At 71.7% G+C, this 14,142-nt stretch carries 15 protein-coding genes; 5 read left to right on the top strand and 10 right to left on the bottom strand.

Annotated elements, in window-relative coordinates:
- Positions 1–11: 11 nt before the first annotated feature.
- The 4 genes from AB0I67_RS29915 to AB0I67_RS29900 all read right to left on the bottom strand — a co-directional run bounded on the left by AB0I67_RS29915 (position 12) and on the right by AB0I67_RS29900 (position 3,931).
- Positions 12–1,307: an ABC transporter substrate-binding protein gene (locus tag AB0I67_RS29915; protein WP_357930014.1), complete on the bottom strand. Its 1,296-nt coding sequence runs from the start codon at positions 1,305–1,307 to the stop codon at positions 12–14.
- Positions 1,308–1,466: 159 nt separating this feature from the next.
- Positions 1,467–2,720, bottom strand: coding sequence for a Dyp-type peroxidase (locus AB0I67_RS29910; protein WP_357930011.1), 1,254 nt, complete (start codon positions 2,718–2,720; stop codon positions 1,467–1,469).
- Positions 2,710–3,249 (bottom strand): copper chaperone PCu(A)C, encoded by a 540-nt coding sequence (locus tag AB0I67_RS29905; RefSeq protein WP_357930008.1) that lies wholly within the window; start codon positions 3,247–3,249, stop codon positions 2,710–2,712. The genes AB0I67_RS29910 and AB0I67_RS29905 overlap by 11 nt, the downstream gene beginning before the upstream one ends.
- A gap of 139 nt (positions 3,250–3,388) precedes the next feature.
- Entirely contained in the window at positions 3,389–3,931 is a 543-nt protein-coding gene (locus tag AB0I67_RS29900; protein WP_357930005.1) for an MFS transporter, read from the bottom strand.
- Between the two features lie 124 nt (positions 3,932–4,055).
- On the opposite strand from AB0I67_RS29900, the gene AB0I67_RS29895 reads away from it, so the two are divergent.
- Positions 4,056–7,139, top strand: coding sequence for a M14 family zinc carboxypeptidase (locus AB0I67_RS29895; protein ID WP_357930002.1), 3,084 nt, complete (start codon positions 4,056–4,058; stop codon positions 7,137–7,139).
- Here AB0I67_RS29895 and AB0I67_RS29890 read toward each other — a convergent pair.
- Complete coding sequence (locus AB0I67_RS29890; protein ID WP_357929999.1) at positions 7,136–7,837, bottom strand: DUF2470 domain-containing protein; 702 nt, start codon at positions 7,835–7,837, stop codon at positions 7,136–7,138. The genes AB0I67_RS29895 and AB0I67_RS29890 overlap by 4 nt on opposite strands.
- 65 nt (positions 7,838–7,902) lie before the next feature.
- Here AB0I67_RS29890 and rpsD point away from each other — a divergent pair, with 65 nt between their 5' ends.
- Positions 7,903–8,517: a 30S ribosomal protein S4 gene (gene rpsD, locus AB0I67_RS29885; RefSeq protein WP_357930403.1), complete on the top strand. Its 615-nt coding sequence runs from the start codon at positions 7,903–7,905 to the stop codon at positions 8,515–8,517.
- 24 nt (positions 8,518–8,541) lie between these two features.
- Here the strand turns inward: rpsD and AB0I67_RS29880 are convergent, their stop codons facing one another.
- Entirely contained in the window at positions 8,542–9,336 is a 795-nt protein-coding gene (locus AB0I67_RS29880) for an ion transporter (protein WP_357929996.1), read from the bottom strand.
- Between the two features lie 71 nt (positions 9,337–9,407).
- Positions 9,408–9,878, bottom strand: coding sequence for a nitroreductase family deazaflavin-dependent oxidoreductase (locus tag AB0I67_RS29875; RefSeq protein ID WP_357929994.1), 471 nt, complete (start codon positions 9,876–9,878; stop codon positions 9,408–9,410).
- A 111-nt stretch (positions 9,879–9,989) separates the two neighbouring features.
- Between AB0I67_RS29875 and AB0I67_RS29870 the strand changes: the two genes are divergently transcribed.
- Positions 9,990–10,301, top strand: a complete 312-nt coding sequence (locus tag AB0I67_RS29870) for a DUF4190 domain-containing protein (protein ID WP_357929991.1) — start codon at positions 9,990–9,992, stop codon at positions 10,299–10,301.
- 61 nt (positions 10,302–10,362) lie between these two features.
- Here AB0I67_RS29870 and AB0I67_RS29865 read toward each other — a convergent pair whose 3' ends face one another.
- On the bottom strand, positions 10,363–10,995 hold the full coding sequence (locus AB0I67_RS29865) for a TetR/AcrR family transcriptional regulator (protein WP_357929989.1): 633 nt from the start codon (positions 10,993–10,995) through the stop codon (positions 10,363–10,365).
- Between the two features lie 53 nt (positions 10,996–11,048).
- On the opposite strand from AB0I67_RS29865, the gene AB0I67_RS29860 reads away from it, so the two are divergent.
- Positions 11,049–11,750, top strand: a complete 702-nt coding sequence (locus AB0I67_RS29860) for an ABC transporter ATP-binding protein (protein ID WP_357929986.1) — start codon at positions 11,049–11,051, stop codon at positions 11,748–11,750.
- The gene (locus AB0I67_RS29855) at positions 11,743–12,465 is read left to right on the top strand and encodes an ABC transporter permease (RefSeq protein ID WP_357929983.1); all 723 of its coding nucleotides are present in this window, start codon (positions 11,743–11,745) and stop codon (positions 12,463–12,465) included. The genes AB0I67_RS29860 and AB0I67_RS29855 overlap by 8 nt, the downstream gene beginning before the upstream one ends.
- A 4-nt stretch (positions 12,466–12,469) precedes the next feature.
- Here the strand turns inward: AB0I67_RS29855 and AB0I67_RS29850 are convergent, their stop codons facing one another.
- Together AB0I67_RS29850 and AB0I67_RS29845 are read right to left on the bottom strand one after the other, a co-directional pair.
- A complete protein-coding gene (locus AB0I67_RS29850) occupies positions 12,470–12,682 on the bottom strand; it encodes a hypothetical protein (protein WP_357929980.1) in 213 nt (70 codons plus the stop codon).
- A gap of 5 nt (positions 12,683–12,687) precedes the next feature.
- Positions 12,688–14,046 carry a S8 family serine peptidase gene (locus tag AB0I67_RS29845; RefSeq protein ID WP_357929977.1) on the bottom strand — a complete coding sequence of 453 codons (1,359 nt, stop codon included), beginning with the start codon at positions 14,044–14,046 and terminating at the stop codon, positions 12,688–12,690.
- Between the last annotated feature and the right edge of the window lie 96 nt (positions 14,047–14,142).

Raw genomic sequence — 14,142 nt, 5'->3', positions numbered from 1 at the left:
GAGGGGGGCGCTCATCGGAAGATGTTCGCCTTCTGCTGCTCGATCGACTTCAGCAGGCCGTCGATCTCGCCCGGCCTGCCGACGAAGCGTTGCAGCGAGGGGATCATCACGGTCGAGGCGAAGTCGGGGCGGGTGTCGCGGTCGAGGAACTGCGCGATGTGCTTGGCTTGGGAGACCAGCTCCGCGCCGCGCTTCTGCAGGGCGCTGTAGCCGCTGGTGTCGGCCTTGGAGCTGGCCGCCAGCGTGCCGGGGTCGAGCGCGGTGGCGATGTTCTGCGCCGAGGCCTGGGCGAAGTGCTTGAGCAGCGCCTTGGCGCCCTCGACGTTCCGGGCCTTGGCGGAGATCATGTAGCCGTCGATCGGCGCGTCGAGGGAGTCGGTGCCGAACTCGGGGTTGATCTCCGGGAAGGTGAAGAAGTCGAGGTCGTCGCGGTCGGCCTCGGGGAACTGCTGGGCGACGAACATCCCGAGCAGGTACATCCCGGTCTTCTTCTGTGCCAGCGACTGCCCGGCCTCCTGCCAGGTACGGCCCAGCGCCGCCGGCTGGTGGAACTCCATGAGCCCGCGCCAGGTGTCGAAGACCTGCCTGACCTTCGGGTCGGTCCACGACTCCTTGCCCGCCATGAGTGAGATGTGGAAGTCGTAGCCGTTGATCCGCATGTTGAGGATGTCGAAGGTGCCCATCGCCGGCCAGCCGTCCTTGTCGGCGAAGGCGATCGGGATCAGCCCGTCGGCCTTCATCCTCCTGGCCAGCGCGGTGAGCTCGTCCAGCGTGCCCGGCGGGGTGTAGCCCCTCTCCTGCCACAGCGACCTGCGGTAGAAGACGGCCCACGGGTAGTAGGTGAACGGCACGAAGTACTGCCTGCCGTCCGCGCCGGTCGAGGCGGCCTTGAAGGCGTCGGTGTAGTCGCCGCCGATCTCCGCCCAGACATCGGATATGTCGGTGGCCAGGCCCTGCGCGGCGAAGAACTGCATCCGGTACCCGGCGAACCAGGTGAAGACGTCGTCCGGGGTGCCGCGCAGGTAGCGGTTGATGTTCTCCTGGAAGGTGTTGTGGTCGACCGTGTTGATCCTCAGGTCGTGCGCGGTGAACGCCTTGGTGACCTCGGTCAGCGACTTCTTGGGGATCTCGTCGGAGGCGTTGGAGCCGATCGTGACCACGCCTCGGGCGGCCGGGCCGCTGCCGGTGGCGGCGGGGGAGCCGGTCGTGCGGGTGGCCGGGTTCGAGCAGCCGGCCAGCAGGGCGGGGACGCCGAAGGCGGCTGCGCTGCCGAGGAGCACGGAACGGCGGGACAGGGGACGGGTCATCGGATCCTCCACCCGGAAGGCTCATCTTTCCCCGAATACGCCCAGTTTCCTCACATCGAAGCCCCGCAATGGTCCGATGTCAACGCCCGGCTGCGCTGCGGTTGCCGGCCGCGTCACCGGGGGTACGGCACGCCTGCCGTACCCCCGGCGACGGCTCGCTCAGCCGAGCAGCGACTCCCCGATCCAGCCGCCTTCCGCGCACCCCGGCGGGATGGCGAAGAGCGCCGAGCCGATCGGCGTGGTCCACTCGTTGAGCAGGTCCACCTCGGCCAGCCGCCGCTGCACCGCGGTGAACTGCCGCTCGACGTCGGCCTGGTAGGCGGCGAACAGCAGCCCCGACTCGCCGCCCTCGTCGTAGTTGTAGGCCCGCCGCCACATCCGCAGCCCCGGATCGGCCACCCGCGCCCGGCGGACGTGCGCCTCCGGGGCGATCACCGGGAAGCCGAGCGCGTTGACCGCCCCGAAGTCGGGCTCGTCGTGCTCGCGGGCCCCGGTGAGCGGGGCGCCGGTGTCGAGCCGCCGCCCGACCGCGAACTCCTTCGCGGCCGAGTCGGCGGCGTCCCACTTGTCGAGCTCCATCCGGATCCGCCGCAGCACCAGCATGGTGCCGCCGCGCAGCGGGCCCTCCTGGATCCAGACCGCCCGGTCGAACTCCGGCGTCCCGGCGACCGGGTTGACCGTGCCGTCGAGCTGGCCCATCAGGTTGCGCTGGGTGACCCCGGCCGGGCGGGTGGCCTGGCGGAAGCCGCGCTGGATCCACTTGACCGTGGTGAAGGAGCGGCTGTCCTTCACCACCATGCGCAGCGCGTGCGCCAGGGTGACCGGGTCGTCGCAGCAGAGCTGGACCAGCAGGTCGCCGCCGCTCCAGCGCTCCTGCAGCCGGTCGATGCCGAAGGACGGCAGGGGGGACGGGCCGGTGCTCAGCCCGGCGGCACGGAACAGGCCGGGGCCGAAGCCGAAGGTGACCGTCAGCCGGGCGGGCAGCTCGGCCAGGCCGGGTTCGGTGTCGGCCAGTGCCGGGCGGCCCGCGGTCAGCCGGCGGGCGTCGTCGGTCAGCACCCGCAGCAGCCGGCCGAGCCCGTCCCGGTCGGTGCCCTCGCGCAGGGTCAGGCCGACGAAGGCGGCGTGGGCCTGGGGGTGGGTGGCCACCCCGGCCTGGTGCTCGCCGTGGAAGGGCACCACCTCGGTCCCCGCCGCCGTGGTTACCGGGGACGAGGGGGTGGAGGAGGTGGCCGCCTGGGCGGTGCGGGCGCCGGGGGTGGGGGAGGAGGCCGCCAGGGCGCTGGGGTCGGCGGAGGTGGCCGCCGGGGAGCAGGCGGTCAGCGCCCCGGCCGCCGCGGCGCCGCCGGCGAGGGTGAGCCCCCCGAGCAGCCGCCTCCGGCTGACCGGCGGGGTGGTCCGGTCAGCCGCCATGGCCGGGGGCGTAGCTCTCGTTGGCGCCGGCGAAGTCCTTGGCCACCGCGGTGAAGGTGACGGTGGTGCCGTCGCCGAGGGTCAGGGTGAACGGCACCTCGGCACCCGCCTCGATCGGCGCCTTGACCCCCATCAGCATGATGTGGTTCCCGCCCGGCTTGAGCTCCACCGAGCCCCCGGCCGGGATGACGAAGCCGCCCTTCTTGGGCCGCATCTGCATCTTCCCGCCGTCCTCCACGGTCTCGTGCAGCTCGACCATGGGCGAGACGGGCGTGGCCGCCGAGGCGACGGTCAGGTCGGAGGCGCTGTGGTTGACCAGGGTGCCGAAGGCGGCGCTCATCCCCTTGGCGGCGGTCTTCACCCACGGGTCGGTGACGGTGAGCCAGGTGGCCGGCGCGGTCGGGTCGGCCGCGACGCCCTTGGCGACACCGGCGGACGGGGCGGCGGCGGTCGTGGTGGGCTCGGTGGAGCCGCAGGCGGTCAGCAGGGCGGCCGCGGCGAACGCGAGCAGGGCAGGGCGAAGCTTCATGAAAGGTCTCTCCTGAGAAAGGCATGGCTGAGGAACGCCCCGGATCAGGGGCGCGGCAGACGTGGATCCAGTCGCGGACGTGGACTCAGCCGCGGGCATGGACTCAGTCGCGGGCGTGGATCCGGTCGCGGGCGTGGACTCAGGAGAAGACGGGCGGCGCGCGGCCGCTGATGGCGTGCCGCAGCACCGCCGAGCGCAACACCCGCGGCGCGGGATGCGGCGCCCGGGCCCAGGAGGGAACGGCGAGGGCGACCGGCAGGGTCAGGCGCAGCCGTACGGCCAGCCGCCGCAGCAACGCCCACAACAGGGCCTCGCCCCGGGCCAGCCAGAGCGCGGTCAGCGCGACGGCCCAGCCGTGCATCACCAGCATGCCCAGCCCCGGCACCAGCCCGGCGTGCGGATGCCCGCCGGCGGCTAGGACCGCACCCTCGTGCGAGAGCGAGAGCAACAGGTGCAGCAGCACCTGCGACCCGGCCATCAGCGCGAGCGTCGCGCCCAGCCCGCGCTCGCGGCCGGCCGTACAGAACGCGGCGGCCAGGCAGCCCGCGGCCCCCGCCAGGACGGCGGGCGGCGCGATCGGGGAGCCGCCCGGCGCGGCGAACAGATGGGCGAGCAGCCCCAGACCCGTGCTCACCGCGGCGAAGGCCGTGGCGCGCACCAGTCGGAAGGGCAGCGAGGTCACGCCCGGAATCCTCCCATGGGGCACCGCGGGTGGCGAATGCGCCCCGGGGCGCGGCGGGAGGGGTCAGAGTACCGATACGACATCGTGATTGACTGCCGTTGCCGCTGGGCTGACAAATGACCTTATGAGGCGCTTACCCGTCCTAGCATCCTTATCCCTCTTATGCGCGCTCCTCGTCGCCGCCCCCGCCGGCGCCGACCCCGGGAAGGTCGAGGCGACCGGCCCGAAGGTGTACACCGCCGAAGTCACCCTGGAGCAGCTCGACCTGCTCCGGCAGGAGGCCCTCGACCGCGAGGACTTCCGCGCCGAGCCCGGCGCCGGCGGCAAGATCAAGCTCTCGGCCGTGCTGAACGAGCCGGAGGCCGCCAAGTTCCGCGCCCAGGGCATCGCCCTCACCGAGCAGGCGCTCCCGCAGGCCCGCGCGGCCAAGGCCGCCGCCGCGGGCGTGTTCCGCCCCTACAGCGGCGCCGGCAACCTGCGTGAGGAGCTGCTGAAGGCCGCCAAGGACCACCCCCTGATCGCCAAGGCCGTGGACATCGGCACGACGGTCCAGGGCAAGCCGATCACCGCGCTGCGCGTCACGCTCGGCGCCCGCGTGCTGCCCGACCGCGTCAAGCCCGCGGTGGTCTACCAGGCCGCGCAGCACGCCCGCGAGTGGATCACCCCCGAGATGGTCCGCCGCCTCATGCACCACTACCTCGACGGCTACGGCAAGGACCGCGAGATCACCAAGCTGGTCAACACCGTCGACCTGTGGTTCCTGCCGGTGATCAACGTCGACGGCTACGACCACACCTTCACCGAGGGCAACCGTCTGTGGCGCAAGAACCTGCGCGACAACGACGGCGACGGCGTGATCGAGACCAACGAGGGCGTCGACCTCAACCGCAACTTCCCGCACAAGTGGGGCTACGACAACGAGGGCTCCTCGCCGGTGCCGTCCTCGGGCACCTACCGCGGCCCCTCGCCCGGCTCGGAGCCGGAGACCAAGGCGCAGCTCGCCTTCATGCAGAAGGTCAAGCCCAAGTTCGTGATCAACTGGCACTCGGCCGCCGAGCTGCTCCTGCACGGCACCGGCTGGCAGTTCTTCACCCCGACCCCCGACGACCTGGTCCACGAGGCGATCCTCGGCGACACCGCCAAGCCGGCGGTCGAGAACTACGTGCCGGAGATCGGCGCCCAGCTCTACACCACCAACGGCGAGACCGACGGCCACTTCGAGAACGCCTTCGGCGCGCTGACGCACACGCCGGAGATGTCCACCTGCCAGCGGGCCGCCGATCACGACCCGGCCGACGAGTGGACCCGCGACGACTGCGACGCGACCGGCTTCGTCTTCCCCGACGACGAGCGGCTGATCGCCTGGGAGGTCGCCAAGAACGTCCCGTACGCGCTGAGCGTCGCCAAGTCCGCCTACACCCCCGACCGCCCGGTCTCGGTCGTCGGCCGGACCGTGCCGGACATCGACCCCGACGAGTTCACCGTCGCCTACTCCGGCGACCAGCAGGTGGCCGCGCTGATGCGCCGCTCGCTGCCGGTCAAGCTGCTGCACTACCGGATCAACGGCGGCCGGACCCGGTCGGTGCCGGTGAGCGAGTGGAAGGGCGGCGAGCGTTACGGCGACGAGAACGACCACTACTTCGCCGAGTACCGCGGCACCGTCAAGGGCCAGAAGGCCGGCGACAAGGTGGAGGTCTGGTTCACCGCCGCCACCTCCAAGAGCTCCCGCTTCACCTACACCGTGCGCGACAAGGCCGGGGCCGAGGTCCTGGTCGTCGCCGACGAGGACTACAAGGGCGTCAACCCCGTCTACCCGGCGGGCACCAACGCGCCCAAGTACGCCCAGCAGTACGTCCAGGCGCTCCAGAACGCCGGCCGCAAGGCCCTGGTCTGGGACATCGACGCCGACGGCGTGCCGCACCACCTGGGCGCGCTGGGCCACTTCAAGGGCGTGGTCTGGTACCTCGGCGACAACCGCCTCACCCAGGACGCGGCCGACGAGACGATCACCGTCTTCGGCGCGCCCCGGCAGAACGCCCAGGTCGCCGACCGGGCCTTCCATCTGACCCTGGCCGTGCGCGACTACCTCAACGAGGGCGGCAAGGTCCTGCACGCCGGCGAGACCGCGGCCTACTTCGGCTCGGTCATGACCACCGGCATCTTCTACGGCCTTAAGGGCTACCCCGACCGGCCGTGCGTGGTCACTGTGAGCACCCGCGACGACTGCGAGACCCTGTCCAACGACTTCATGCAGTACTGGCTGGGCGCCTCGGGCCGCGGCACGGTCGCCTCGCCGACCGGCGTCGAGGGCACCGGCGAGCCGTTCACCGGCGTCAGCGCGGGCTTCGCCGCGGGCGACAACCCGCTGAACGAGGCGGGCAACTTCGTGGTGACCAGCACGCTGCTGAACGAGCGGGACTTCCCGCTGTTCAAGAGCGCGCCTGCGGCCATCTACCAGGGCAGGACCGGGCCGTTCGAGCCGGTCGAGGGCAAGTGGTACATGGCGGCCAGGCACGTCAACGACACCTACAGCCGGATGACCCGGACGATCGACCTGACCGGGGTCGTGGCGGCGCAGGCGCCGAAGTTCGAGGCGCAGTTCTCCTACAACGTCGAGGAGGGCTACGACCACGTCATCGTCGAGGCGCGCACGGCCGGCGGCGACGACTGGGTCACCCTGCCCGACCTGAACGGCAGGACCACCACCGCGATCCCGCAGGAGTGCGAGGTCGGCTACTACCTGGCCAGCCATCCGCACCTGCTCAACTACCTGACCGCGGGCACGCCGTGCACGGCCAGGAGCTGGAACGCCTTCACCGGCAACTCCGGCGGCTGGCAGCCGGTCGCCTTCGACCTGGCCGCCTACGCCGGCAAGAAGGTGGAGCTGTCGATCAGCTACGTGGCCGACCCCGGCACCGGTTTCCAGGGCGCGTTCGTGGACGACACCAAGGTGACGACCTCGGGCGGCGTGCTGGACGCCGAGGGCTTCGAGACGGGCCTCGGCCCGTGGACGCTGCCCGGGCCGCCGGCCGGGAGCGTCAACGTCGGCTCGGACTTCACCCGGGCCAACTCGCTCGGCGCGCCCGCCGTGGTCACCGCCGACTCCGTGCTCCTCGGCTTCGGCCTGGAGCAACTGTCCACCCCGGCCGAGCGTGACCTCGTCATGAAGCGCGCGGCCGACTACCTGCTGAGCGACCCCGCTCGCTAGCAGACGCAGAGCAGCCCGCGCAGGGCGGTCTCCAGGCACCGGCCGCTGCGCGCGGGCTGCTCCCAGCCCACCCGGACCAGCGTGCCGTCCGCCCGGACGGTCGCGCCGTACCGGTCGAGCTCCCACAACCACACCTCGCCGGCGGGGCGGCCGAGCAGGCGGGCCACCCCGCCGCTCAGCTGTTCCCGGTGCGTGCCGTTGACGTGGGCGAGCACTCGCTCGGCGGTCTCCAGCAGCGGGTCGGGCTCGGCGTCGAGGTAGTCGTCGGCGTCCAGGACACCCGACTCCTCGCCGGTCAGGTAGACGACCTGCCCCACGTCCAGCCGCAGCAGGAGCGGCGCCGACGGGTCGCCGTGCCGCTCCAGCGCCTCGAACAAGCCTTCGTCGGGGCAGCGCTCGGCCACCGCCACCGCCGTCGGCCGCAGGTCACGTTCAGGTACGGCCTGCGTCCAGCCCTGCACCTCGACCAGGCCGCGCGGGTGCTCGACGCCGCCCAGCAGGCGGGTGGCGGTCAGGTTGACCGCGACCACGGCGTCCTCCGGCAACCGGTGCAACGGCTCGCCCCGCCGTACCAGCACGACCGGGCGGCCGCGGTGGTCCACGCCGCCTCGGGCGGGGTACGGCACGCCGTCGACGGTCACCTTGGTGACGCTGGCGGCCGAGGCCAGGGTGCGGACGCGCTCGGCGAGTGGCGGCATGACATCCTCTTCAAAGTAGGTTAGGCTTGCCTTAGTAAGGTCTACCTAACCATATTGAGGTGAAGATGCGCTACACCGGCCCCAAGGTGCGGCTGTCCCGGCGAGCGGGCGTCCCGCTGACGCGCAAGGCGGTCCGCTACTTCGAGCAGCGTCCCTACCCGCCGGGCGAGCACGGGCGCAAGACCAACCGCCGCTCCACCGGCGACTACGGCCTGCGCCTGATGGAGAAGCAGAAGCTGCGCTGGTACTACGACGTCTCCGAGCGCCAGCTCCGTCGCTACTGGGACCTGGCCGTGCGCCGCCAGGGCTCCTCCGGCGCCGAGCTGGTGAGCATCCTGGAGAGCCGCCTGGCCTCGCTCGTGCTGCGCGCCGGCCTGGCCCCGTCGATCTACGCCGCCCGGCAGTACGTCACGCACGGGCACATCACCGTGGACGGCCGCAAGGTGGACATCCCCAGCTACCTGGTCAAGCCCGGCCAGGTCGTCGCGGTGCGCGAGAAGTCGCGGCGCATGCAGCCCTTCGTGGCCGCCGCCGAAGGCCTCTACGCCGACGAGCGCATCGCCGCCTACCTGGGCGCCGACCTGCCGAACCTGACCTTCACCCTGCACGCCACCCCGTTGCGCGAGCAGATCGTGGTCCCCGTCGACGAGCAGCTCGTGGTGGAGTTCTACTCCCGCTGACCGGACGTGGCGCGGGAGCCGGCGCTACCGGCTCGGCTCCCTGACCTCCCTCAGCTCCCTGACCTCCCGGCGCAGCTCGGCCAGCTCCGCCAGGATCTGGTCGGTCGCCGCCTCGGTGCTCTCCTCCAGTTCGGCCAGCTCGCGCTTGGACTCCTCGTCCATGGCGCTGACCACGACCGCCATGAACAGGTTGAGCACCACGAACGAGCAGACCAGGATGAACAGCACGAAGAAGATCCAGGCGCTCGGGTGCTCGGCCATGACCTCGCGGGCGATGTCCGGCCACGCCTCGCCGGTCATCGTCTGGAACAGGGTGAACAGCGAGGTCTGCAGCGAGCCGAAGGAGTCGGGCGCGGTCTGGCCGTACAGCTTGGTGGCCATGACGGCGGCCACGTAGAGCACCAGCGACAGCAGCACGACGATCGAGCTCATCCCCGGCATCGCGCGCAGCAGCGCGGCCACCACGCGGCGCAGGCTCGGCACCACCGACAGCAGCCGCAGCGCGCGCAGGATGCGCAGCGAGCGCAGCACCGACAACTGCCCGGCAGTCGGGGCCAGGGCGATGGCCACGATCGTGGCGTCGAACAGGTTCCAGGGGTCGCGGAAGAACTGCCGCCGGTAGACCCAGATCTTGGCCGCCAGCTCGGCGACGAAGACGTAGAGCGCCACGTGGTCGATGACGTGCAGCGCGGTGCCGTATCCCGCCATCACCTCGGGGAAGGTCTCCAGCCCGAGGGTGGCCGCGTTGACCAGGATGACGGTGATGAGGAAACGCTGGAAACCGGCGCTTTCCAAGGTCGCGCGCAGGCGGTCACGCATGGCAGGGGGTCACTCCAAGGCAGACGGCGGTCAGCCCTCCATCGAGCCGCCTCGACGTCCGATGAAGGCCGTCAAATGATCTTAGGGGTGAGCCGGAAGACGCGAAGCTCTCGTCCTGATTTATCGGTGTAATGGGCGAACACCGACCACAGCTCCAGCAGCCGCTTCCAGGCCTCCTCCCGCGCCTCGCCGGTGAGCAGGGTCGCGGTCACCTCGAACTCCCGCCCGCGGAAGCGCACCCTCGCCTCGGGCGCGGCCAGCAGGTTCCCGCTCCACGCGGGATGCTCGGGCCGGCCGAAGTTGCTTCCCACGACCAGGAAGCCGCCGTCCGGCTCCGGCAGGCAGGCCAGCGGCGTCTGCCGGGGCAGCCCGCTCTTCGCGCCGGTGGTGGTGAGCATGAGCGTGGGGATCAGCAGGTCGCCGGTCAGGCCCTTGCCCCTGGTCAGGCGGTGGACGGCACGGTCGAGCGGCGGGATGATCCTCGGGCCCACCCGGCTGAACCAGTCGCGGGTGGTCAGCCACTGCAGGAGGCGCTTGAGCACGCGCGCAGTGTAGCAAGCGCTAGGTCAAGATGTCATGCAAGTGAAATGCAAGGTCATCCTGCCGGGCCCATGGTATAAACCATCGAACTTAAACAAGGAAGGCAAATCTCCATGTCATACCCTCCCTACGGCAGCGGCCCGCAGTACGGCGCCCCGCTGACCCACCCGCAGGGCACCACCATTCTCGTGCTCGGCATCCTGAGCCTGGTCGTCTGTGGCCTCATCGGCCCGTTCGCCTGGTCGATGGGCAACAAGACGCTGAAGGAGATCGACGCCAGCGGCCAGGTGTACGAGAACCGCGGCATGGTCCAGGCGGGCAAGATCTGCGGCATGATCGGCACCATCCTCTGGGCGATCGTGATCGTGCTCTACGTCATCTTCGGTGTCTTCCTGGTGGCCGTCAGCACCAGCGTGAACTACTGATCCGCCGCAGCAGGGCCGGGGTGTCGTGCCGCCCCGGCCTCATCTGTTCCCGGGCCCTTCCTCAGCCGGCCCCGTAGGCGCCGAGCCCGTCCTCCAGCAGCCCGAAGGCGCTCTCGGCCTCGGCCCGCAGCCAGGGGGCGATCCGCTCCCAGCTCTCACCGGCCTCGCCGAGCCGTACCACCTGCTGGGACAGCACGCCCAGCGTCGTCATCAGCAGCCCGGCCACCAGGCGTGGCCGTAGGTCGTCGGGCGGCGCGCCCGACTCCTCCGCCAGGGTGCGGGCCAGGCGCTCGACCTGCTCGGTCTCCAGTTCGCGCAGCCGCGCGGTCAGCGCGGGACTGTCCCTGATCACCTGGCCGAACACCTCCGCGCCCGCGTTGAGCCCGAAGCGCCAGTCGCGCGCCTCGATCGCCGCCAGGAACTCCCGGCGGAAGGCCGCCACCACGCCCTCGCCCGCGCGGCGCTCGCGCACCAGCCTGCTGGGCAGGTCCTCGGCCTCGCCGCGGCGGTCCATGAAGAGGTCTTCCTTGGTGCCGAAGTAGTTGAAGACCGTGTTCACCGACACGTCCGCCGCGCGGGCGACGTCGGCGACGGTCACCTTGTCGAAGCCGTGGGCCAGGAAGAGTCCGGTGGCCACGTCCGAGATCCGCGTCCGGGTCTCCCGCTTCTTGCGCTCGCGCAGGCTCTCCTCCATGTGGGCATGGTACAACTTTGCAGTGACTCCAAATTTGTGGTTACTCTAAAAATATGATCCGAACGCAGGCCCTGAGCATGACCTTCCGTTCCGGCCTCCGCGCCGTGGACGGCCTCGACCTCACCGTCGAGGCGGGCGAGACGGTCGCCTTCCTCGGCCCCAACGGCGCGGGCAAGACCACCACCATGCGCATGCTGGCCACCCTCCTGCGCCCCACCGGCGGCCGTGCCACCGTCGCCGGCCGCGACCTGCTGGCCGAGCCCCGCGAGGTACGGCGGCGCATCGGCTACGTCTCCCAGGCCGGGGGAGCGGGCCTGTTCGCCCCGCTCGGCGAGGAACTCCTCCTGCAGGCCATGCTGTACGGCATGCGCCGCGCCGAAGCCCGCCGGGCGGTGGAGCACACCCTGGACAGGCTGGGCGTGACCCACCTGGCCGGCCGCCTCGGCGCCTCCCTGTCCGGCGGCGAGAAACGCCGCTTCGACCTCGCCTTCGGCCTGCTGCACCGGCCGGACGTGCTCTTCCTCGACGAGCCCTCCACCGGCCTCGACCCCGGCAGCCGGGCGGCGCTGTGGGAGCACGTGCGCGAACTCGGCGTGACCACGCTGCTGACGACGCACTACCTGGAGGAGGCCGAGGCGCTGGCCGACCGCGTGGTGATCATCAGCCGCGGCCGGATCGTCGCCGACGCCGCCCCCGACGAGCTGCGCCGGGGCCGCACCCTGGCCGAGGCGTTCGCGGAGGCCGTCGATGCGTGAGACCTGGCTTCTGCTGCGCCACTACCGCCGGCTGGCCGGCCGCAACTGGTTCGGGCTGCTGATCGGGGCGATCCAGCCGCTGCTGTTCCTCGCGCTGTTCGGGCCGCTGTTCGTCACCGTCGGCACCTGGGAGACGCTGGTGCCGGGGCTGATGCTCCAGCTCGGGCTGCTGAGCGCCGGCCTGTGCGGTTTCGGGGTGCTCTTCGACCGGCAGTCCGGAGTGCTCGAACGGCTGCGGGTGACGCCGGCCGGCCGGTTGCCGCTGCTGCTGGGCCGGGTGCTCAGCGACGTGACGACCCTGCTGGTGCAGACGGTCGTGCTGGTCGGCGCGGGCTACGCCTTCGGGCTGCGTGCGCCGCTGGCCGGGGTGCTGCTGTCGCTGCTGGTCATCGCGGTCCTGGGCACCGCGCTGGCCGCGTTGTCCTACGCGGCGGCGCTGGCCCTGCCCGAGGAGCTCTTCGCGCCGGTGGCGACGACCGCGGTGGTGCCGCTCATGCTGCTGTCGGGCACCTTCCTGCCGATGTCGATGGCGCCCGGCTGGCTCGACGTCCTGTCACGCGTCACCCCCTTCCGGCACGTGCTCGACGCGGTGCGGGACCTGTTCGCCGGGCACTACCTGACCGGCGCGGTGGCCACCGGGGCGGCGGTGCTCGCGGCGCTGACCGCGCTCTGCCTGGCCGTCGGGGTGCGGACCTTCAACCGGGCCAACGCCTGAGCGGCTACTGCGGCGGGCCGTAGGGCTCGATGCGGGGATCGGAGAAGGCCCCCTCGCGCCAGGCCTTCTCCGTCACGCGCAGGCCGTACAGACCCTGGTCGGGGTCGATGAGCACCAGCCCGTAAGCGGAGTCGACCTCCTCGGGCGCCAGGTCCAGCCGCTCGATCGCGTCCTCCAGCGTGGCGCCGGGCGGGAGCCGTACCGTGACCAGGATCATGACGTCTACGCTACGCGCTTGGCCCGCCGCCGCAACGCGGCCACGACGCCCGCCGTGTCCACGATCCCGTATCCGTAGTCGAAGTCGAACCCGATCTCGCTGCGGTCGTCCGCGGTACGGCGCAGCAGCGAGCGCAACTGCGCCGGCGACAGCCGCGAGGCCGGCCACTGCGTGCGGATCGCCGCCACCAGCCCGGCGGCCACCGGGCAGGCCGCGGAGGTGCCCGAGTCCGGCTCCGCCTCGCCGAAGGCCCTGGAGCCGAGGAAGTGCGTGTAGGCGCAGAGGTCCGGCTTGCGGGCGGTGAGCCGGCCGGGGCCCTGCGAGGAGTAGCCCACGCGCTCGCCGTTGACGTCCACCCCGCCCACCGACAGCGCCCTGGCGTGCGAGTTGGCGCCGACGATCGGCCGGTCGGGGAAGGCGCAGCGGCCGTCCTTGCACTCGCGCCCGCAGTTGCCCGCGGCGAACAGCACGTCCGCCCCGGCCCGGTCGAGGCTGGCGACGATCAGGTTGAACGGGTGGGCGGCGTTGTCGGAGTAGTTGCCGGGATGCCCGACCGGGAAGTCCCAGCGCGGCGAGAACGACCCCCACGAGTTGTTGATCACCAGGGCCCTGCTCTCCGCCGGCTGGGCCTCCAGCACGGTGCGCAGGTGCGCGAAGGCAGCTACCGCGTCCGACAGCAGGCCGTCCAGCGCCGAGCCGCCGGGTCGCCTCGACATCAGCAGCGGGACGTCGATCAGCGACGCCTGCGGGGCGGCGATCAGCGTGTCGAAGGCGCACATCGTGCCGTGGTCGACGTCGAACTCGCCCGGCCGGCCCGGCACGCCGGACGGGTTCCAGCTCCGCTCGGCGTCCAGGGTGACGCTCCGGCCGAGCTGGCGGGCCACGTGGGCGGCGTTGATGCCTGTGTCCAGCACGGCCAGCGCCACGCCCGAGCCGTCGAGGCCCTCGGCGCTCAGCGCGGCCACGTTGAGCAGCCGCTCGACGTCGCGCCAGTCGCCCACCGGGGCGTCGCCGCCGCAGGTCAGGCTGGTCTCGATCACCGGGTCGGCGTGGACGCCCACCACGTCCGGGCGGAGCGAGGACAGCAGGGCCACCCGGGCGGCCAGGTCGTCGTCGGAGATCGTGCCGCGCACCAAGACCGTGGCGTCCTCGGCGGCGAGGGAGAAGTCGAGCGGCTGATCGAGGCTGAGCGGGTCACCGCCGGACCGGGGGAGCGGGCGGGGGATGGCGACGGGGACGAAGGCCGGATCGAGCTCGACGCCCGGCAGGCCTCCGGCCACGTCGGCTGTGCTGGGGCTGGGGCCGGGTTCCGTGACCGCGGCGACGAGATCTGGCGTCGGGCGTAGCTGGATCATGATCCGCATGGGCACCACCGAATGCTTGGAGGGATCGAACTTTCCAACACTGCTTCATCGGCGGGGACGCGTCCAGCAGAACGGAGGGTTCTGAGCTGCACAAAT

Origin of the sequence: Nonomuraea sp. NPDC050310, from assembly GCF_040655795.1 — a bacterium.
Taxonomy (GTDB): domain Bacteria; phylum Actinomycetota; class Actinomycetes; order Streptosporangiales; family Streptosporangiaceae; genus Nonomuraea.
The sequence above is the reverse complement of the archived record's forward strand: the minus strand, read 5'-3'. Positions and strand labels throughout refer to the sequence as shown.